Below are 17,048 nucleotides of genomic sequence, written 5' to 3' on the forward strand. Positions count from 1 at the left end.
GGGTCAGGCCAGCATCCGGTGCCACATTTCCAGAAAGTTTCTGGACACTCAGCTGACAAGTTGCCGTTCGGCCACCGTCAGGTCAGGGACTCCGTCAGAGTGCGCGCCGCCCGGGTGACGAGCTTGCCGTACTCCTCGCGGAGTTCCTCCGGCATGCGGCTGGCGGGGGTGGAGACGCTGAGGCTGGCGACGGGGCCGTCCGGGCCCAGCACGGCGGCGGCGACGGCCGCGATGTCGGAGCGCCACTCACCGCGGTTGTCCGCGTAACCCCGCGCGCGGACCGCCGCCAGCTCGGCGGCCAGCGCCTCGGGGTCGGTGATCGTGGTGTCCGTGTACGAGGCGAGCTCGGGCAGCGGGGTGGACCTGTGCGCGAGCACGGCCTTGCCGTTGGCCGAGGCGTGCAGCGGCAGCCTGATGCCGAGCGGCAGCACGATGCGCAGCGGCTTGTCGGTCTCCAGCCGCTCGATCAGGACGACCGCGTCGCCCTCCGGCACCATCAGGTGGATCGTCTCCCCGGTGCGCTGCCTCAGCTGCTCCATGACCGGCATCGCCGCGTCCCGCAGGCCCAGCTCCGTCCTGCGGCCGACCTGCAGCGCCTTGCTCGTCACCTGCCAGCGCGTGATCTCGCCCGCGGCGGGCCTGATCCACCCGGCCTCGTGCAGCGTCCGCAGCGAGCGCTGCACCGTGCTCTTGGGCAGGCCGAGCACCCGGGCCAGCTCCCCGACTCCGGCGGGCTGGCGGGCGGCGACCTCTTCGAGCACCCGGAGGGCGTTGATCACGTTCTGCATCCATTGACTCCTCTGCGGACCGATTTTAATGTTAGTGAACCGCAACACGGCACGCCGTGCCGTGACACGGTACATGAGGAGCGTCAGTGGGCCGTCATTTCCTGCAGATCCCAGGACCGACCAACGTTCCCGACCGGGTGCTGCGCGCCATCGCCCAGCCCACCGTCGATCATCGCGGCCCCGCCTTCGCCCGCCTGGCCGGCGAGGTGCTGGAGCGGCTGAGGGCGGTCTTCCGGACCCGCCACCACGTGATCGTCTACCCGTCGTCGGGGACGGGCGCGTGGGAGGCGGCGCTGGTCAACACGCTCTCGCCCGGTGACCGGGTGCTGGCGTTCGAGACCGGGCACTTCTCCACGCTGTGGTGCGAGATGGCCGCCCGGCTGGGGCTGGTCGTCGACCTGGTGCCCGGCGACTGGCGGCACGGCGCCGACCCCGACGCCGTCGCCGGCCACCTCACCGCCGAGCACGCCGCCGTCATGGTCGTGCACAACGAGACCTCGACCGGCGTGCGCAGCCGGGTCCCGGAGATCCGCGCGGCCGTCGACCGGACCGGGCACTCCCCGCTGCTGCTGGTGGACACGATCTCGTCGCTGGGCTCGATGGACTACCGCCACGACGAATGGGGCGTGGACGTGACCGTCGGCTGCTCGCAGAAGGGGCTCATGCTGCCGCCCGGCATCGGGCTCAACGCGGTCAGCCCGAAGGCGCTGGCCCACCGGGGGCGGCTGCCCCGCTCGTACTGGGACTGGGAGCCGATCATCGCGGCCAACCGCGGCGGCTTCTACCCGTACACGCCGCCGACCAACCTGCTCTACGGGCTGCGCGAGGCGCTGGTCATGCTGCTGGAGGAGGAAGGGCCGGCCGAGGTCTTCCGCCGCCACGACCGGCACGCCGAGGCGACGCGGCGCGCCGTGCGGGCGTGGGGGCTGGAGGTGCTCTGCGCCGACGAGCGGGAACATTCGAGCTCGCTGACCGCGGTGGTGATGCCGGACGGGCACGACGCCGACGCGGTCAGGAAGCTCATCCTCGACCGGTACGACATGTCGCTCGGCACCGGGCTCGGGCGGCTCGCGGGGCGCGTGTTCCGGATCGGGCACCTCGGCCACTTCAACGACCTGACGCTGGCGGGCACGCTGAGCGGCGTCGAGATGGGGCTGAGCGCGGCCGGCGTGCCGATCAAGGAGGGCGGGACGCGCGCGGCGCTGGCGTACCTGGAGGGGGCCGAATGACCCTGGCCCGGACCCTGTCCCGGCTGCTCGAAGGGGAGGTCAGGGACGATCCGTACACCAGGCACCTGTACGCCTCCGACGCCAGCATGTACGCCATCGAGCCGCTCGCCGTCGCCTTCCCCCGGCACGCCGGCGACGTCCAGGCGCTGGTCGCGGCCTGCGGCGAGCTGGGGGCGCCGGTGCTGCCGCGCGGGGCGGGCACCAGCCTCGCCGGGCAGACGGTCGGGGCCGCGGTGATCGTCGACTTCTCCCGGCACATGAACCGCATCCTGGAGATCGACGGCCGGACCGCCCGCGTGCAGCCGGGCGTCGTGCAGGACCAGCTCAACCGGGCGGCCCGCAGGCACGGGCTGATGTTCGGGCCCGACACCTCGACCAGCAACCGGGCCACGATCGGCGGCATGATCGGCAACAACTCGGCGGGCAGCCACTCCGTGCTCTACGGGTCCACCGTGGACCACGTCGAGTCGCTGCGGGTGGTGCTCGCCGACGCCACCACGCCCGACCTGCGCTCCGACGCCCGCCTGGGCGCGGCCGTGGCCCAGGCGCTCCAGGGGGTGGACCTGTCCGGGTTCCCGCGGTTCTGGCGGCACTCGGGCGGCTACCGCCTGGACCTGGCCGCCCAGGACCTGCCCGACCTCACCAAGCTGGTCGTCGGCTCGGAGGGCACGCTGGCCGTGGTGACCGAGGCCACCGTCGGGCTGGTGGACCGGCCGCGGTCCAAGGCCATCGCCGTCGGCCACTTCACCTCGACGCCGTCGGCCATCGCGGCCACCGCGGACGCGCTCTCCTTCGAGGCCGCCTCGGTGGAGCTGATCGACAAGGCCATCCTCGACCTGTCCCGGCGGCGTGTGGACTACGCCGGGCTCGGCGACATCCTGTCCGGCGACCCCGAGGCGCTGCTGTTCGTCGAGTTCTTCGGCGACAGCCCGGCCGAGGTGGCCGACCGCGTGGACAAGCTCGCCGCCACCTGGAAGGCGAACGGCCACGGCTACCACACCCTGCGGGCCGTCACGGCCGGGCAGCAGGCGGCCGTGCTCAAGGTCCGCAAGGCGGGGCTCGGGCTGCTGATGGCCTCCAGCGTGGGCAGCCGCAGGCCGCTGGCGTTCGTGGAGGACACGGCGGTGCCGCCCGAGCGGCTGCTGCCGTACGTCGAGGAGTTCGCGGAGATCCTCTCCCGGCACGGGCTCTCCGCGGGTTTCTACGGCCACTGCTCGGTCGGCTGCCTGCACATCCGGCCGTTCGTGGACCTGCGCGTGCCCGGGGAGATCGGCACCATGCGCGCGGTCGCCGAGGAGATCGCCGAGCTGGCCGCCCGGCACGGCGGCGTGAACTCCAGCGAGCACGGCGACGGGCTGGCCCGCTCCGAGTTCAACCGGCGGCTGTTCGGCGACGCGGTCTACGACGCGATGCGGGCGATCAAGCGCGCCTTCGACCCCCGCGGGCTGCTGAACCCCGGCAAGATCGTGGACGCGCCCCCGATGACGGAGCACCTGCGCGACCCCGCGATGCCCGCGCCGCGGCCGCTCCGCACGACGCTGGCGTTCGCGGACGGCATGCACGCCGCCGCCGACCGGTGCATGAACGTCGGGGTCTGCCGCAAGGACGATACGGGCGTCATGTGCCCGTCGTACATGGCCACCCGCGAGGAGGAGCACTCCACCCGCGGCCGGGCCAACGCCCTGGTCAAGGCCCTGTCCTCGGACGACCCCCGGCGGGCGCTCGGCGACGAGCGGCTGCACGGGATCCTCGACCTCTGCCTGGAGTGCAAGGCCTGCCAGTCGGAGTGCCCGCTGGGGGTGGACATGGCGGCGATGAAGAGCGAGTTCCTGCACCAGTACCAGGAGACCCACGGCGTGCCGCCGCGGTCGCGGCTGTTCGGGGCGATCAGGACGCTCAACCGGCTCGGGTCGGCGACCGCGCCCCTGTCGAACTGGCTGGCCGATCCCCTGCGCGGGCCGCTCGGGCTGAGCCCGCGGCGGCCCTTGCCCCGCTTCCGCCGCGACAACCTGCTCCGCTGGTTCGCCCGGCGGCCCGCCTCTTCCGGGCGGCGGGAGGTGATCCTGCTCGCGGACTCCTTCACCTCCTACACCGAGCCCGGCATCGGGCGGGCCGCCGTCGAGCTGCTGGAGCGCGCCGGCTACCGGGTACGGCTGGAGTCCGACGGCTGCTGCGGCCGGTCGAGCATCTCCAAGGGGCTGCTGGATCGCGCCCGCGCGATGGCCGAGGCCATGGTCGGCAGGCTCGCCGGCTCGGACGCGCCGATCGTCGGGCTGGAGCCGTCCTGCCTGCTCACGCTCAAGGACGAGTACGCCGCCCTGCTCCCCGGCGACCCCCGGGTGGCGGCGGTGGCGGCGCGGGCCAGGCTCGTCCCCGAGCTGCTGACGGAGGCCGTCGACGACGGCTCGCTGCCGCTGAACGGCGGGCTGAGCGGGCGCCGGATCCTCCTGCACGGCCACTGCCACGAGAAGGCCGTCGTCGGCACCAGGGCGACGCGCGAGCTGCTGTCCAGGATCCCGGGAGCGGAGGTGGAAGAGATCGACGCCGGCTGCTGTGGAATGGCCGGTTCGTTCGGCTTCGAGAGCGAGCACTACGACCTGTCCATGAAGATCGGCGGTCTCCGGCTCTTCCCGGCGATCGCCGCATCCTCGCCCGACACCCTGCTGGCGGCCACGGGGGTCTCCTGCCGGCAGCAGATCGCCCACGGCGCCGGACGCGCTGCCCGCCATCCGGTCGAGCTCCTTCACCAGGTGGTCGACCTGCCATAACGCTCGGGGGAGATCGGAGTACTCAGTGTCCGCAGAGCTCCTGTCCATTCTCGCCCTCATCGTCATGTTCGTCGTCGCGACCGTCTTCCCCGTGAACCTGGGCGCGCTGGCCCTGGTCGGCGCCTTCCTCGTCGGCACGCTGGCCGCCGGGATGAGCACGGACGACATCCTGGGTGCCTTCCCGGGCAGCCTGTTCGTGATCCTCGTCGGGGTGACGCTGCTGTTCGCGATCGCCACCAACAACGGCACGGTCGACTGGCTCGTACGGGCCGCCGTGCATCTGGTGCGCGGTCGGCTGGCCGCCATCCCGATCGTGGTGTTCGCCATCTCGGCGCTGCTGACGGCCGTGGGCGCGCCCGCCCCCGCGGTGGCGGCGATCCTGGCGCCGATCGCGTTCGGGTTCGCGGCCGACTACCGGATCCATCCGATGCTGATCGGGCTCATGGTGGCGCACGGCACGCAGGCGGGGGCGTTCTCGCCGATCAGCGTGCTGGGCGGGATCGTGAACGGCGTGACCAGGGACGCCAAGCTGCCCGGCGACAACCTGGTGCTGTTCCTGTCGAGCTTCGCCTTCAACGCGGCCGCGGCGGCGGTCGTGTTCTTCGTCTTCGGCGGCCGCCACCTGGTCAGCCGCGGCGCCGTCTCCCCCTCCGAAGCCTCGGCCGCCGTCGAGACGCCCGCCCGCCCCTCTTCCTCAGGCGGGTCCGCCACCGCCACCGCCACCTCCGTCTCCGTGGAGGCCGACACCGGGTCCGGCGGGCTGCGCCTCACCCCGCACCAGGCGCTGACCCTGACCGGCATCGTCGCCCTCTGCCTGGCGGTGCTGGTGTTCAAGCTGGACGTCGGCCTGACCGCCGTCACCGTGGCCGTCGTCCTGTCCCTCACCTCCCCCAGGACGAACAAGGGCGCCGTCGAGCGGGTGGCCTGGCCGACCGTGCTGCTGATCTGCGGCGTCGTCACGTACGTGGGCGTGCTCCAGGAGATCGGCACCGTCGACTACGTGGGCTCGGCGGTGGCGGCGATCGGCATCCCGCTGCTGGTCGCGCTGCTCATCTGCTATGTCGGGGGCGTGGTGTCGGCGTTCGCCTCGACGGTGGGCATCCTGGGCGCGCTGGTCCCGCTGGCCGTGCCCTTGCTGAGCCAGGGCACCCTGGGGCCGGTCGCGATGATCGCGGCGCTGTCGGTGTCGTCGGCCATCGTGGACGTCAGCCCGTTCTCGACGACGGGCGCGCTGCTGGTGGCCAACGTCAGGGGTATGGAGCGGGACGCCTTCTACCGCCGGCTCCTGGCGTACGGTGCGGCGATCGTCGTGGTGGGCCCTCTGGCGGCCTGGGCCGTCCTGGTGGCGCCCGGCTGGCTCGGCTGACCCCTTCGGCACGAGCCCGTTCGGCGCGTTCCGTGCCTCAGGCAAGCCCCGCGACCCGGGGAGCGCGGGCCTGCGCGGGTCGCGGGCCGTTCATGATCGAGCCGGCTCGCGGCGGTAGCGCTCGATCCAGGCCGCGTTCAGCTCGTCGGCCTGGCGCCGGTGGCCGGGCGTGATCGCGCGCCCCTCCGGCAGGTCGAGGCCCAGGAAGGCGAGGATCCCGCGCGTCACGCCTGCCTGGTCCGCGTCGAGGTCCTCGTACCGCACCTGGTGGGGCCGTACGCCGCAGGACGCGAACCACCGCTCCCAGGCCGCGTTGTGCTCGCCGATCCGCTCGATCAACTCCCCGATGCCGGCGGCGTCGTAGCCGGGCGCCTGCCCGCCCGGCTCGGCGTCGCCGCCGGCCTCCCAGATGCCGGTCTGCTCGGCGCGCAGCCAGGACACCGCCTGGGCCAGGACGTCGTCACGCCGCAGGTACACGAACCGCGTGCGGCCGAAGGCCCGCTCCAGCAGGTCCACGTCGTGACCCGCCGACGCGGGGTGGACCGTGCCGAGCCGGTCGACCACCAGGTCCAGCGTCCCCCACATGAGCTTGGCGCCGAAGACGCCGTTCTCCGTCCGCCCGGCGGCCAGCGCCGCCCGCACGAACTCGCCGTAGCCCGCGGCGCTCGGGAGCCCCCAGCGCTCGGCCCACAGCGGCTCGTCGGGCTCCCGGAAGTACGCCTGGGGGCGGCCCGCCACCCCGGTGGACTCCAGCAGGCCGAGGAGCAGGGAGCTGCCGGTGCGCGGGGTGGCGCAGACAAAGTACGAGTCCGCTGTCGGCGTCGTCACGGCGTCCAGGTAAGACGATCAGGCCGATGCCCCGCAACCCGTTTTCCCGGGATCGCCGCCGGCCGGCCCGCTTTGCCGCGCGCCGGAGCTCGGGGGCGGGCCGCCGGGTCTCACGTGGCCGACGCCCCGGCCCAGTCGCCGTCGTCGCGCAGCACGTCGCCGGCCATCTGGTCGTACTGGGCGACCCGTTCCCTGCCGCTCTCGCCGAGCTGCTCCACGACCGCCGCGACCAGGGTCTCGATCACGGCGAGGGCCGGCGTCAGGGAGTCGAACGGCGAGGGGGAGGTGACCTGGGCCGGCAGCACGACGTCGGCGACGGCCGCGGCCGGGGACAGCCAGGGATCGGTGAGCAGAATGATCTTGGCGTCCTTGGCGGCGGCCTGACGGGCGAGCATGATGGTCTCCCGCTGGTATCGCCGGTAGTCGAACAGCACCAGGACGTCGCGGCGGCCGACATCGAGCAGGTAGGCGGCGTGGTCGGAGGTCGCCCCGCCGACATGCGCGGTGTTCGGCCGCAACTGGTGCAGGTGGGCGATCAGGTATCGGGCGAGCATGTCGCTGAAGCGCCCGCCCGCCGCCGAGACGCGCCTGCTCCGGTCGGAGATCAGCTCGGCCGCCCTGACCAGCTCGCCCTCGGGGAGCTGGTCGAAGGTCATCGTCGTCGCGTCCAGGAGGACGCTCCGGGACCGGGCCATCACGCCGACGGACTCCTGGTCGCCGGCCTCCGCGGCCCCGTACTGGGCGAGCGGGGAGGCGTAACGCTGCTGGGTCTCGCGTTTCAACGCCTGCTGCAGCTCCGGATAACCCTCGAACCCCAGCCGGTAGGCCAGCCGTAAAACGGTGGCCGCGCTGGTCCGGGCCAGCTTGGCGACGGCCGCGAGAGGCTCAAGGCCGACCGTGGGATAGCCCGCGAGCAGCGCCCGGGCGACCCGCTGCTCGGCCTTGGGCAGCTTGGGGAGCACCTCGCGCAACTGGGCTGCGACCGTGGACGGCTCAGGTGTGGTGAGCATGTTCCCTCCTCTGTGGACGATCATCCTCTCACCCCGCGACCGGCGAGCAGGCGTTGCCGCCGCACACGTCGGCGCAGGTCACGCGGAGCGCCGGCCTTGAGCCTCCGCTCGGGCCGCGACGTGCGCTTCGTAACGTTAATTTCATATCATCCTATTGACTAGCATTCCGAATTGTATGTTTCATTGACCGCGTCGTCCTCCCCCTTCCCCCGACGCACAAGCACGCTGCACGTACCCCAAGGAGATCTCCATGCCGCGCATGCACAGACGCGCAGGTGGCGCCGCGCTCATCGTCATATCGGCACTCACCCTCAGCGCCTGCGGCGCCGGTTCCGGCGATGCGGCACCCCAGGCGAGCGCGGCCGCGTCCACCTCGCAGGTCGCCCTGGACCAGAAGCTGCGCGACGCGCTGCCGAAGGAGGTCCTGGACAAGGGCACCCTCAACGCGACGATGGTCACCTTCCCGCCGTACATCAACTACAAGGACGACGGGAAGACCCTGGAAGGAGCGTCCGTCGACCTGGCCGAGGCGCTCTCCGGACTCCTCGGGGTCAAGGTCAAGACCGAGATCGTGCCCGCGTTCTCGCAGGCGATCACCGGCATCCAGAGCGGCCGCTACGACTTCGGGCTCGGCCCGTACGCCGACAATGCCGACACGGCCAAGTCCTTCGACTTCGTGGACTGGATCCAGGAGTTCGTGGTGTTCGCCGTCCCCAAGGGCAACCCCGCCAAGATCGACTCCCTCGAGTCCACCTGCGGCCACTCGATCGGCGTCCTCGGAGGCGGCTCGGCCGAGACCGTCATCCAGAAGTACTCGGCGACCTGCGTCTCCTCCGGCAAGAGCCCGGTGAAAGTGCAGTCCTTCCAGGACGTCAACGGCGCGATCCTGGCCGTCCAGTCCAAGCGGATCGAGGCCTACTTCTCCTCGCAGGCCAGCCTCACCTACTTCATGGGCAAGACCGGAGGCGCCCTGGAACTGGCCGGCACCGGAAAGGCCAACGGCTTCGACAAGCTGCGCCAGGGCTCGTTCTTCCCCAAGAACTCGAAGCTGACCGGCGTCCTGCTCGACAGCCTCAAGAAGCTCCAGTCGGACGGGACGCTCGGCAAGATCATGGGCAAGTGGAACCTGTCCGGCAACGAACTGCCCGACATCGGCGTCAATCTCGGCACCGCCGCGAGCTGAGCCCATGAACGCGCATGTGAACGCGGACGCCCCGCCTGGAACGGCGTCGTGGGCACCGGGACGGACCGACGCGGGCGCGGCGGTGCGCCGGCCCCGGCTCGGCCTGTGGATCCTGACCGCCGTCGTCGTGGTGATCGCCGCCCGGATGGCGTACGGGGTCATCACCAACCCCACCATCGAATGGCCGGTGGTGGGCCGCTATCTCACCTTCCCGACCGTCCTGCACGGGCTGGCCATGACGCTGGAGCTCACCGTCCTCGCGATGGTCCTCGGCATCGCCGGCGGCGTCGTCCTGGCCCTGCTGCGGATGTCGCGCACCCCGGTCCTGCGCGTCCCGGCCGATGCGTACGTCTGGTTCTTCCGCGGCACCCCGGTGCTGGTGCAGCTGATCCTCTGGTACAACTTGTCGATCTTCATACCGAAGATCAGCATCGCGGTCCCGTTCGGGCCGGAGCTCGCGAGCTGGCAGACCAACGACCTGATCACGCCGTTCGTGGCCTCGCTTCTGGGGCTCGCCCTCAGCGAGGCGGCCTACATGTGCGAGATCGTCCGTGGCGGGCTGCTCTCCGTGCCGCGAGGCCAGTCCGAGGCCGCCCAGACCCTGGGCCTGAGCCGGACGCGGATCTTCTCCCACATCGTCCTGCCACAGGCCATGCGCTCGATCGTCCCCCCGACCGGCAACCAGGTCATCAACATGCTCAAAGGCACCTCCCTGGTGTCGGTGATCGCCATGAGCGACCTGCTCTACTCCGTGCAGGCCGTCTACAACCAGAACTACAAGACGATCCCCCTGCTGGTCGTGGCCTGCATCTGGTATCTCGCCGTGACGAGCGTGCTGTACCTCGGTCAGACCTGGGTGGAACGCCGCTTCGGAAGAGGGCACCGCCCATGAGCGCTCCCACGCCGCCGGCCACCGCCGCGGCCCCTCCGCTGGTCACCGTCCGCGGGCTGCGGAAGGACTTCGGCGAGCACACCGTCCTGGTCGACATCGACCTCGACATCCACGCCGGCGAGGTCGTCGTGATCATCGGCCCGTCGGGCAGCGGCAAGTCGACCCTGCTTCGCACCCTCAACCAGCTCGAACCCATCAGCGGCGGCGAGATCGCGCTCGACGGCGAGATCCTGGGCTACGAGCTCCACCGCGGCTCCCTCCGGGAGCGGCGCCCCGCCGACGTGACCCGGCAGCGCCGCCAGTTCGGCATGGTCTTCCAGCAGTTCAACCTCTTCCCCCACATGACCGTGCTGCAGAACATCGTCCACGCCCCCGTCCACGTCCGCCGGATGACGCCCGCGGACGCGCGGCGGCAGGCGGAGGAACTCCTCGCCCGCGTGGGCCTGTCGGACAAACGCGACGCCTATCCGGCGAAGCTCTCCGGCGGGCAGCAGCAGCGGGTCGCCATCGCCCGCGCGCTGGCGATGGAGCCCCGGGTGATGCTCTTCGACGAGCCGACCTCGGCCCTGGACCCGGAGCTGGTCGGCGACGTGCTCGCCGTGATGCGGCAGCTCAGCGAGGACGGCCAGACCATGGTCATCGTCACGCACGAGATGGACTTCGCCATGGACATCGCGCACCGGATCGTCTTCATGGCCGACGGCCGCATCGTCGAGTCCGGCACTCCCCACGAGGTCATGAAGGAGAGCACCAACCCGCGGCTGCGGGCCTTCCTGTCGCACACGACCCGATTCGCGGACGCGCCATGACCATCCTGATCGGCCTGCCGGGCGCGGCACTCGATGCCGGGCTGGCCGAGGCCCTGCGTCCGCTGGGCACGGCGTCCTTCGGCCATGAGATCTCCACCGGCGCGCTGCCGGGGCTGTTCCCCCTGCGTCCCGGCGTCAAGCTCGTCGGAACGGCGCTGCCCGTCCGGATCACCTGCCCCGACTCCACTCCGATCCACGCGGCCGTGGATCTGGTACGGCCGGGTGACGTCCTGGTCGTGGACACGGGCGAGAACACCCGCCAGGCCGGCGTCGGCGCCATCGTCGCCGCGATGCTCGCTCTCCGGTCGGCGGCCGGCGTGGTGGTCGACGGAGCCGTCACCGACACCGCCGAGCTGCGCTCCGGCCCGCTCCCCGTCTTCTGCCGCGCCGTCTCCCCGCTGACCACCCGCGTCATCGGGGCTCCCGGATCCGTCAACGTCCCGGTGACCATCGGCGGGCAACGGGTCAACCCCGGAGACATCGTGCTGGGCGACGACGACGGCGTCCTGGTCCTGCCGGTGGAGCTCGCCCGCAGGCTCGCCCCGCTGGTCGCCGCCAGGGAAGCGGGCGAGCCCGGCTACCTGGCCCGGTTCAGCGAGGGCGTCCCCCTGACCGAGATGACCGGCGCGGACCGCGTCCTGGCCGAGCACGGCCGATCCGTCACCGAACACGAAACCGCACATCAGGAGGAATCCCACCCATGAGTACGCCGGCTCCGCTGCGGGTCGCCGCCTGCCAGCTCGGCTCAGGCCCTGACCCGGAGGCGAACCTGCTGGCCGCCGAGGACGTGCTGGACGCCGCCGCCCGGCAGGGCGCCCGCCTCGCCGTGCTTCCCGAGGCCGTGGACTTCATGGGCCCGGCGGAGGACGCCGCCGCCGTGGCGGCACCGCTGGACGGCGTCTTCGCCGCGCGCATGGCCGCCAAGGCCGTCGCGCACGACATGTGGATCCTGGCCGGTTCCCTGCACGAGCGCTCGCCCGGCACGGACCGGATGGCGAACACCGCGCAGTTGTTCGCCCCCGACGGCGAGCGGGTGGGCGTCTACCGCAAGATGCACCTGTTCGACGTCGAGCTCGACAACGGGTTCAGCTACCGCGAGTCCGACACCGTCCGCCCGGGGGACGATCTCCTGCTGAGCGACATCGACGGCGTGCCGACCGGCGCGGCCATCTGCTACGACCTCCGCTTCCCCGAGCTCTTCCGGATCTACGCGCTCGCGGGCGCGCGGCTGCTCGCCCTTCCCGCCGCGTTCACCCACCACACGGGTGCCGCCCACTGGGAGCTCCTGCTGCGCGCCCGCGCGGTGGAGAACCAGTGCTTCGTGGTCGCGGCCGGCCAGATAGGGCCCTACGCCCCGAACGGGCACAGCTTCGGCCACAGCATGATCATCGACCCCTGGGGGACCGTGCTGGCCTGTGCCCCGGACCGGCCGGGCACCCTGGCCGTCGCCGATCTGGACTTCGGCTACCAGGACGACGTCCGCGTCCGGGTCCCGTCGCTCGCCAACCGCCGCAACGACGTCTACGAACTCAGGAAACTCCATGTCTGACCGCCTACCGACCGCCGCGACGCCACCCAGGCTGGGAGCCTGGCTGGCCAGCGGCAGCATCACCGCCGCCGAGATCGGCAGCTCGTACGGGACCGCCTTCGTCGTCATCGACGCCGAGCACGGCGCGATCGACGACGCGGGACTGAACGTCGTCATCCCGCTCCTGCGCTCACGCGGCCAAGAGGTCCTGGTCAAGGTCAAGGCACCGACACGCGAGTCGGTGCAGCGCCCGCTCGACTTCGGGGCCGACGGCGTGATCATTCCGCACGTGCTCGGCGCCGAGCACGCCCGGGAGGTCTGCGGGTACGCGAAGTTCCCGCCGGCCGGAGACCGCAGCCTCGCCGCGGAGCGAGCCCTCGGCTACGGCGCGCTGACTCCCGAATGGATCGCCGAGCAGGACGCCAGGACCCGTTGCTACGCGATGATCGAGGACGCCACGGCCCTCGACGAGATCGAGGAGATCGTCGCTCTTGACGTCGTCGACGGGGCCTTCCCCGGCCCCTCCGACCTCGCCATCCGCCGCGGCCGAGGCTGCTACAGCCGCTCCGAGGAGGACTTCGCCGACCTGCGGCGCATCGCCGACGCCTGCGCCGCCGCGTCGAAGGACTGGATCCTGCCCGCCTGGCACCCGCTGGAGCAGGAGTTCGCCGTCGCCCACGGGGCGGGCGGCATGGTCATCGCCAACGAGTACACGGCGCTCGGCCGCGGTTTCGCCTCGCTCGTCGAGGAGGCGCGTACCCGTGCGGAGGCGGCGGGCCGATGACGAGTGAGACCGTTTTCGTCGCCACCTGCGACCTCGCCGCGCAGGTCCGCGGCCGGGCCGTGCCCGCGGCGCGGCTCGCCCGGACGCTGCGCACCGGAGTCGGGTGGGTGCCCGCCGACCTCGCGCTCGACTGCTTCGGCGGGCTCGCCCCCGGCCACGCCTTCGGGTCGGTCGGAGACCTGAGGTTGATACCCGACCCCGCGGCCACGCTGGACATCCCCGCCGACGGCGACGTCCCCGGCACGCGCGTCTATCTGGCGGGCCAGACGAACCTGGACGGCAGCCCGTGGCCGGGCTGCCCGCGCAACTTCCTCTCCAGCGCGCTCGACGAGCTGCGCGCCTGCGCCGGGCTCGAGGTGTACGCCTCCTTCGAGCACGAGTTCATGCTCGGCGAACGGGCCGAGCATCCGCCATTCTCGTTCCAACGCCTGCGCGCGGCCGAGCCGTTCGGCACCGAGCTCGTGACCGCGATGGAGCAGGCGGGCCTCGACCCCGAGACCTGGCTGCCCGAGTACGGCCCGGGCCAGTTCGAGATCACCATGCGGCCCGCGCCCGGCATGGTCTCGGCCGACCGGGCGATCCTGCTGCGTGAGCTCGTACGCGACCTCGCCGCGCGGCGCGGCCTGCCTGTCACCTTCGCGCCCATCGCCGACCCGGCCAGTGTGGGCAACGGCGTGCACGTGCACTTCTCGCTGCGCGACGCGGGCGGCGACACCGTCATGTTCGACGCGAACGCCCCCGGACGGCTGTCCGGCACCGCCGCCAGGTTCGCGGCGGGCATCCTGCGTCATGCGGCGGCAGTGGTGGCGGTCACCGCGCCGAACCCCTCCTCCTACCTGCGGCTGACCCCGCACCGCTGGAGCGCGGGCGGGGCGTTCCTCGCCGAGCGCAACCGCGAGGCGCTGCTGCGCGTCGCCCCGACGGTGGAGATCGGCGGCGCCGATCCGGCCGGGCAACTTCACCTGGAGTACCGGGCGGCGGACGCCACCGCGAACCCCTGGCTGGTGCTGGGTGTCCTCATCAGAGCGGGCCTGGCCGGCCTGGCGGCGGAGGGGCCCGCGCGGGTCTGGCCGGAAACGGCCACGGAGGCGGACCTGGCCGCGGAGCCGTCGCTGCCGGCGAGCCTGAGCGAGGCCCTCACCACGCTGGAGGCCGACCCTGTCGCCCGCGGCTGGTTCCCCGACGAGTTGCTCGGCACGTTCCTGGCCGTGCGGCGGGCCGAGCTGGCCGCCGTCTCGGAGCTGACGGACGGCGATCTGTGCGAAAGGGTGACCCGTGTCTACTGAGGAGAACAGGCACGGCTCCGCTCAGGCGAGCGGGCACGGCTCGACCGAGGCGGGCGGGCACGGCTCGGTCGAGGCGGGCGGGCACGGCTCGGTCGAGGCGGGCGGGCACGGCTCGGTCGAGGCGGGCGGGCACGGCTCGGTCGAGGCGGGCGGGCGCGGCGGGCTGGAGTCCGTCATCGCCGGGCTGCCGCTCGTCGATCACCACGTCCACGGCGCGTCGGCGGGAGAGTTCGCCCGCCCCGAGTTCGAGACCCTGGTGACCGAGTCGGACCGCGCCATCCCGTCGTTCATGACGCAGTTCGACTCCCAGATCGGCTTCGCGATCCGCAGATGGTGCGCGCCCGTGCTCGGCCTGCCCGCTCACGCGCACCCGGACGACTACCTGACCCGCCGTGCCGAGCTCGGACCGGCCGAGGTCAATCGGCGTCTGCTGGTGGCCAGCGGCATCGGCAGGTGGCTGGTCGAGACGGGCTACCGGGGCGACGACGTCCTCGATCCCGCTCAGATGGCGAAGGTGTCCGGCAGACCGGCCCACGAGGTCGTACGCATCGAGCGGGTCATGGAAGAGGTCGCCGCCGGCGGTGTCTCGGCGGCGAGCTTCCCCGACCGGTTCCGCGCCGCCCTGGCGACGCGGAGCGCGGCGGCCGTCGGGCTCAAGAGCATCGTCGCCTACCGGCACGGCTTCGACTTCGACCCGGCGGTCCCCTCCGACAAGGAGGTCATCGACGCGGCCGGCCGGTGGCTGGCCCGGACGGAGACGGGAGCGGACCCCCGTGTGGACGATCCCGTGCTGCTCCGCTTCGGGCTGTGGACCGGGGTCGAGCGCGGGCTCCCCCTGCAGCTCCACGCCGGCTACGGTGACCCGGACGTCGAGCTGCACCGATGCGACCCGCTCCTGCTCACTCGCTGGCTGAAGCTGGTGGAGCCCCATGGCGTCGACATCACCCTGCTGCACTGCTACCCGTACCACCGCAACGCCGGATACCTGGCGCAGGTCTTCCCGCACGTCTACTTCGACGTCGGGCTCGGGATCAACTACACGGGCAGCCGCTCGGACGCGCTGATCGCCGAGTCGCTGGAGCTGGCGCCGTTCGCCAAGATTCTCTTCTCCTCCGACGCGTGGGGACCGGCCGAGCTCCATCTGCTCGGCGCCCGCCTTTTCCGGCGTGGGCTCGGCAGGGCGTTGCGCGGATGGGTGGAGGCGGGAGAATGGACCGAGTCCGACGCGATCCGGGTAGCCACCATGATCGGCTCGGACAACGCGCTCCGCGTCTACGGCCTGAGGTCCTCCGCGTGATCGAACACGTCACCACCCCCGCCACCGCGGGCGCCGTCCCGCTCGCCCGCGTCCGTGCCGCGCTCGAACGCGAGCTCCCCCGCGCCGTCGAGCTGCGGCGCAGGCTGCACGCGGCCCCCGACCTGTCAGGGCTGGAAGGCCCGACCCGTGACCTGGTCCTGGCCGAACTGCCCGGCGGCGAGGTCGACGCGGCCGGCGGCACCGGCGCGCTGGTGCGCATCGGCGGCCCCGGCCCCGCGGTGGGCGTGCGGGCCGAGCTCGACGCGCTCGCGGTCACCGAGCGGACCGGCGTGCCGTGGGCTTCGGCCCGCGCGGGCCGCATGCACGCCTGCGGGCACGACGTGCACCTGGCCGCCCTGGTCGCGCTGTGCCGCGCGGTCCACGCCACCGAGGGATCGGCACCGCTGGTCGCCGTGCTCCAGCCACGCGAGGAGACCTACCCGTCCGGCGCGCGGGACATCGCCGAGTCCACGCTGTTGCGCGACCACCGGATCACCTCGATCGTGGGCGCGCACGTACAGCCGACCCTGGCGCGGGGCCACGTCGCGGCCACGCCCGGCGCGGTCAACGCCGCCGCCGACGAGTTCCGCGTCGTGGTGCGCGGGCGCGGCGGGCACGCGGCCTACCCCCATCTGACCGACGACCCCGTGGTCGCGCTCGCGCACGTGGTGGTCGCCCTGCAGCGGGTGGTCAGCCGGGACGTCGACCCGACGAGCTCCGCGGTGCTCGGCGTGTCCACGCTCCTGGCGGGGAACGCGCCGAACGTCGTCCCCGACGAGGCCTGCGCCGGCGGCACTGTCAGGACCATGCGCGAAGCGACCCGCGACCAGGTGCACCGGCGCCTGGTGGAGGTCGCCGAGCTCGTCGCCCGGGCGCACGGGTGCACCGCACAGGTGGAGATCACCCGTGGCGAGCCCGTCCTGGACAACGACCCGGCACTCGCCGTCCGGGCGAGCGCGCTGCTGCCCGAGCTCGGGCTGAGCGTCTCCCTGCCGATGATCTCCTACGGCGCGGATGACTTCTCCTACCTCGCGGCGGCGCTTCCCGGGCTGATGATGTTCGTGGGGGTGGACGGCGGGCCGGGCGCGCGGCTGCACGGAAGCGATTTCCTGCCCTCCGACGACGCCGTACGAGATGTCGCGTTCGCCATGCTCGCCGGCTATGCCGCCGCGGCCGGGACGGAGGAACCGGTGACGCGCCCATGAGATACCGGCCGGCAAGGACCGGGCACGCGCCCACGGCCCAACCGGGCCGCTCGCCAACCGCCCCGTTCTCCGGCT

At 72.5% G+C, this 17,048-nt stretch carries 15 protein-coding genes; 12 read left to right on the forward strand and 3 right to left on the reverse strand.

Annotated features, from left to right (window positions below):
• Nucleotides 1-77 precede the first annotated feature (77 nt).
• Nucleotides 78-788 (reverse strand): IclR family transcriptional regulator, encoded by a 711-nt coding sequence (locus tag ACIBQ1_RS16645; protein WP_397278292.1) that lies wholly within the window; start codon nucleotides 786-788, stop codon nucleotides 78-80.
• An 86-nt stretch (nucleotides 789-874) separates the two neighbouring features.
• On the opposite strand from ACIBQ1_RS16645, the gene ACIBQ1_RS16650 reads away from it, so the two are divergent.
• Genes ACIBQ1_RS16650 through ACIBQ1_RS16660 form a run of 3 tightly spaced genes read left to right on the forward strand, consistent with a single transcriptional unit; the run spans nucleotide 875 to nucleotide 6,151 of the window.
• The gene (locus ACIBQ1_RS16650) at nucleotides 875-2,017 is read left to right on the forward strand and encodes a pyridoxal-phosphate-dependent aminotransferase family protein (protein WP_397278294.1); all 1,143 of its coding nucleotides are present in this window, start codon (nucleotides 875-877) and stop codon (nucleotides 2,015-2,017) included.
• Complete coding sequence (locus ACIBQ1_RS16655) at nucleotides 2,014-4,785, forward strand: FAD-binding and (Fe-S)-binding domain-containing protein (protein ID WP_397278296.1); 2,772 nt, start codon at nucleotides 2,014-2,016, stop codon at nucleotides 4,783-4,785. The genes ACIBQ1_RS16650 and ACIBQ1_RS16655 overlap by 4 nt, the downstream gene beginning before the upstream one ends.
• A 25-nt stretch (nucleotides 4,786-4,810) precedes the next feature.
• Nucleotides 4,811-6,151, forward strand: coding sequence for an SLC13 family permease (locus ACIBQ1_RS16660; protein ID WP_397278298.1), 1,341 nt, complete (start codon nucleotides 4,811-4,813; stop codon nucleotides 6,149-6,151).
• A 90-nt stretch (nucleotides 6,152-6,241) separates the two neighbouring features.
• Here the strand turns inward: ACIBQ1_RS16660 and ACIBQ1_RS16665 are convergent, their stop codons facing one another.
• A complete protein-coding gene (locus tag ACIBQ1_RS16665; protein WP_397278300.1) occupies nucleotides 6,242-6,979 on the reverse strand; it encodes a Stf0 family sulfotransferase in 738 nt (245 codons plus the stop codon).
• A 110-nt stretch (nucleotides 6,980-7,089) separates the two neighbouring features.
• On the reverse strand, nucleotides 7,090-7,989 hold the full coding sequence (locus ACIBQ1_RS16670) for a MurR/RpiR family transcriptional regulator (protein ID WP_397278302.1): 900 nt from the start codon (nucleotides 7,987-7,989) through the stop codon (nucleotides 7,090-7,092).
• Nucleotides 7,990-8,239: 250 nt separating this feature from the next.
• Between ACIBQ1_RS16670 and ACIBQ1_RS16675 the strand changes: the two genes are divergently transcribed.
• Genes ACIBQ1_RS16675 through ACIBQ1_RS16715 form a run of 9 tightly spaced genes read left to right on the forward strand, consistent with a single transcriptional unit; the run spans nucleotide 8,240 to nucleotide 16,973 of the window.
• Nucleotides 8,240-9,172, forward strand: coding sequence for an ABC transporter substrate-binding protein (locus ACIBQ1_RS16675; protein ID WP_397278304.1), 933 nt, complete (start codon nucleotides 8,240-8,242; stop codon nucleotides 9,170-9,172).
• 4 nt (nucleotides 9,173-9,176) lie between these two features.
• Entirely contained in the window at nucleotides 9,177-10,064 is an 888-nt protein-coding gene (locus ACIBQ1_RS16680) for an amino acid ABC transporter permease (protein ID WP_397278306.1), read from the forward strand.
• On the forward strand, nucleotides 10,061-10,873 hold the full coding sequence (locus tag ACIBQ1_RS16685) for an amino acid ABC transporter ATP-binding protein (protein WP_397278308.1): 813 nt from the start codon (nucleotides 10,061-10,063) through the stop codon (nucleotides 10,871-10,873). Before ACIBQ1_RS16680 ends, ACIBQ1_RS16685 begins: the two co-directional genes overlap by 4 nt.
• The gene (locus tag ACIBQ1_RS16690; protein WP_397278310.1) at nucleotides 10,870-11,577 is read left to right on the forward strand and encodes an RraA family protein; all 708 of its coding nucleotides are present in this window, start codon (nucleotides 10,870-10,872) and stop codon (nucleotides 11,575-11,577) included. Before ACIBQ1_RS16685 ends, ACIBQ1_RS16690 begins: the two co-directional genes overlap by 4 nt.
• Complete coding sequence (locus tag ACIBQ1_RS16695; protein WP_397278312.1) at nucleotides 11,574-12,422, forward strand: carbon-nitrogen hydrolase family protein; 849 nt, start codon at nucleotides 11,574-11,576, stop codon at nucleotides 12,420-12,422. Before ACIBQ1_RS16690 ends, ACIBQ1_RS16695 begins: the two co-directional genes overlap by 4 nt.
• On the forward strand, nucleotides 12,415-13,185 hold the full coding sequence (locus tag ACIBQ1_RS16700) for an HpcH/HpaI aldolase/citrate lyase family protein (protein ID WP_397278313.1): 771 nt from the start codon (nucleotides 12,415-12,417) through the stop codon (nucleotides 13,183-13,185). Before ACIBQ1_RS16695 ends, ACIBQ1_RS16700 begins: the two co-directional genes overlap by 8 nt.
• Nucleotides 13,182-14,471, forward strand: coding sequence for a glutamine synthetase (locus ACIBQ1_RS16705; RefSeq protein ID WP_397278315.1), 1,290 nt, complete (start codon nucleotides 13,182-13,184; stop codon nucleotides 14,469-14,471). Before ACIBQ1_RS16700 ends, ACIBQ1_RS16705 begins: the two co-directional genes overlap by 4 nt.
• Entirely contained in the window at nucleotides 14,461-15,768 is a 1,308-nt protein-coding gene (locus ACIBQ1_RS16710) for an amidohydrolase family protein (RefSeq protein ID WP_397278317.1), read from the forward strand. The genes ACIBQ1_RS16705 and ACIBQ1_RS16710 overlap by 11 nt, the downstream gene beginning before the upstream one ends.
• Entirely contained in the window at nucleotides 15,765-16,973 is a 1,209-nt protein-coding gene (locus tag ACIBQ1_RS16715; protein ID WP_397278319.1) for a M20 family metallopeptidase, read from the forward strand. Before ACIBQ1_RS16710 ends, ACIBQ1_RS16715 begins: the two co-directional genes overlap by 4 nt.
• Nucleotides 16,974-17,048: the final 75 nt, after the last annotated feature.

Source organism: Nonomuraea sp. NPDC050153, from assembly GCF_044460125.1.
Lineage (GTDB): Bacteria > Actinomycetota > Actinomycetes > Streptosporangiales > Streptosporangiaceae > Nonomuraea.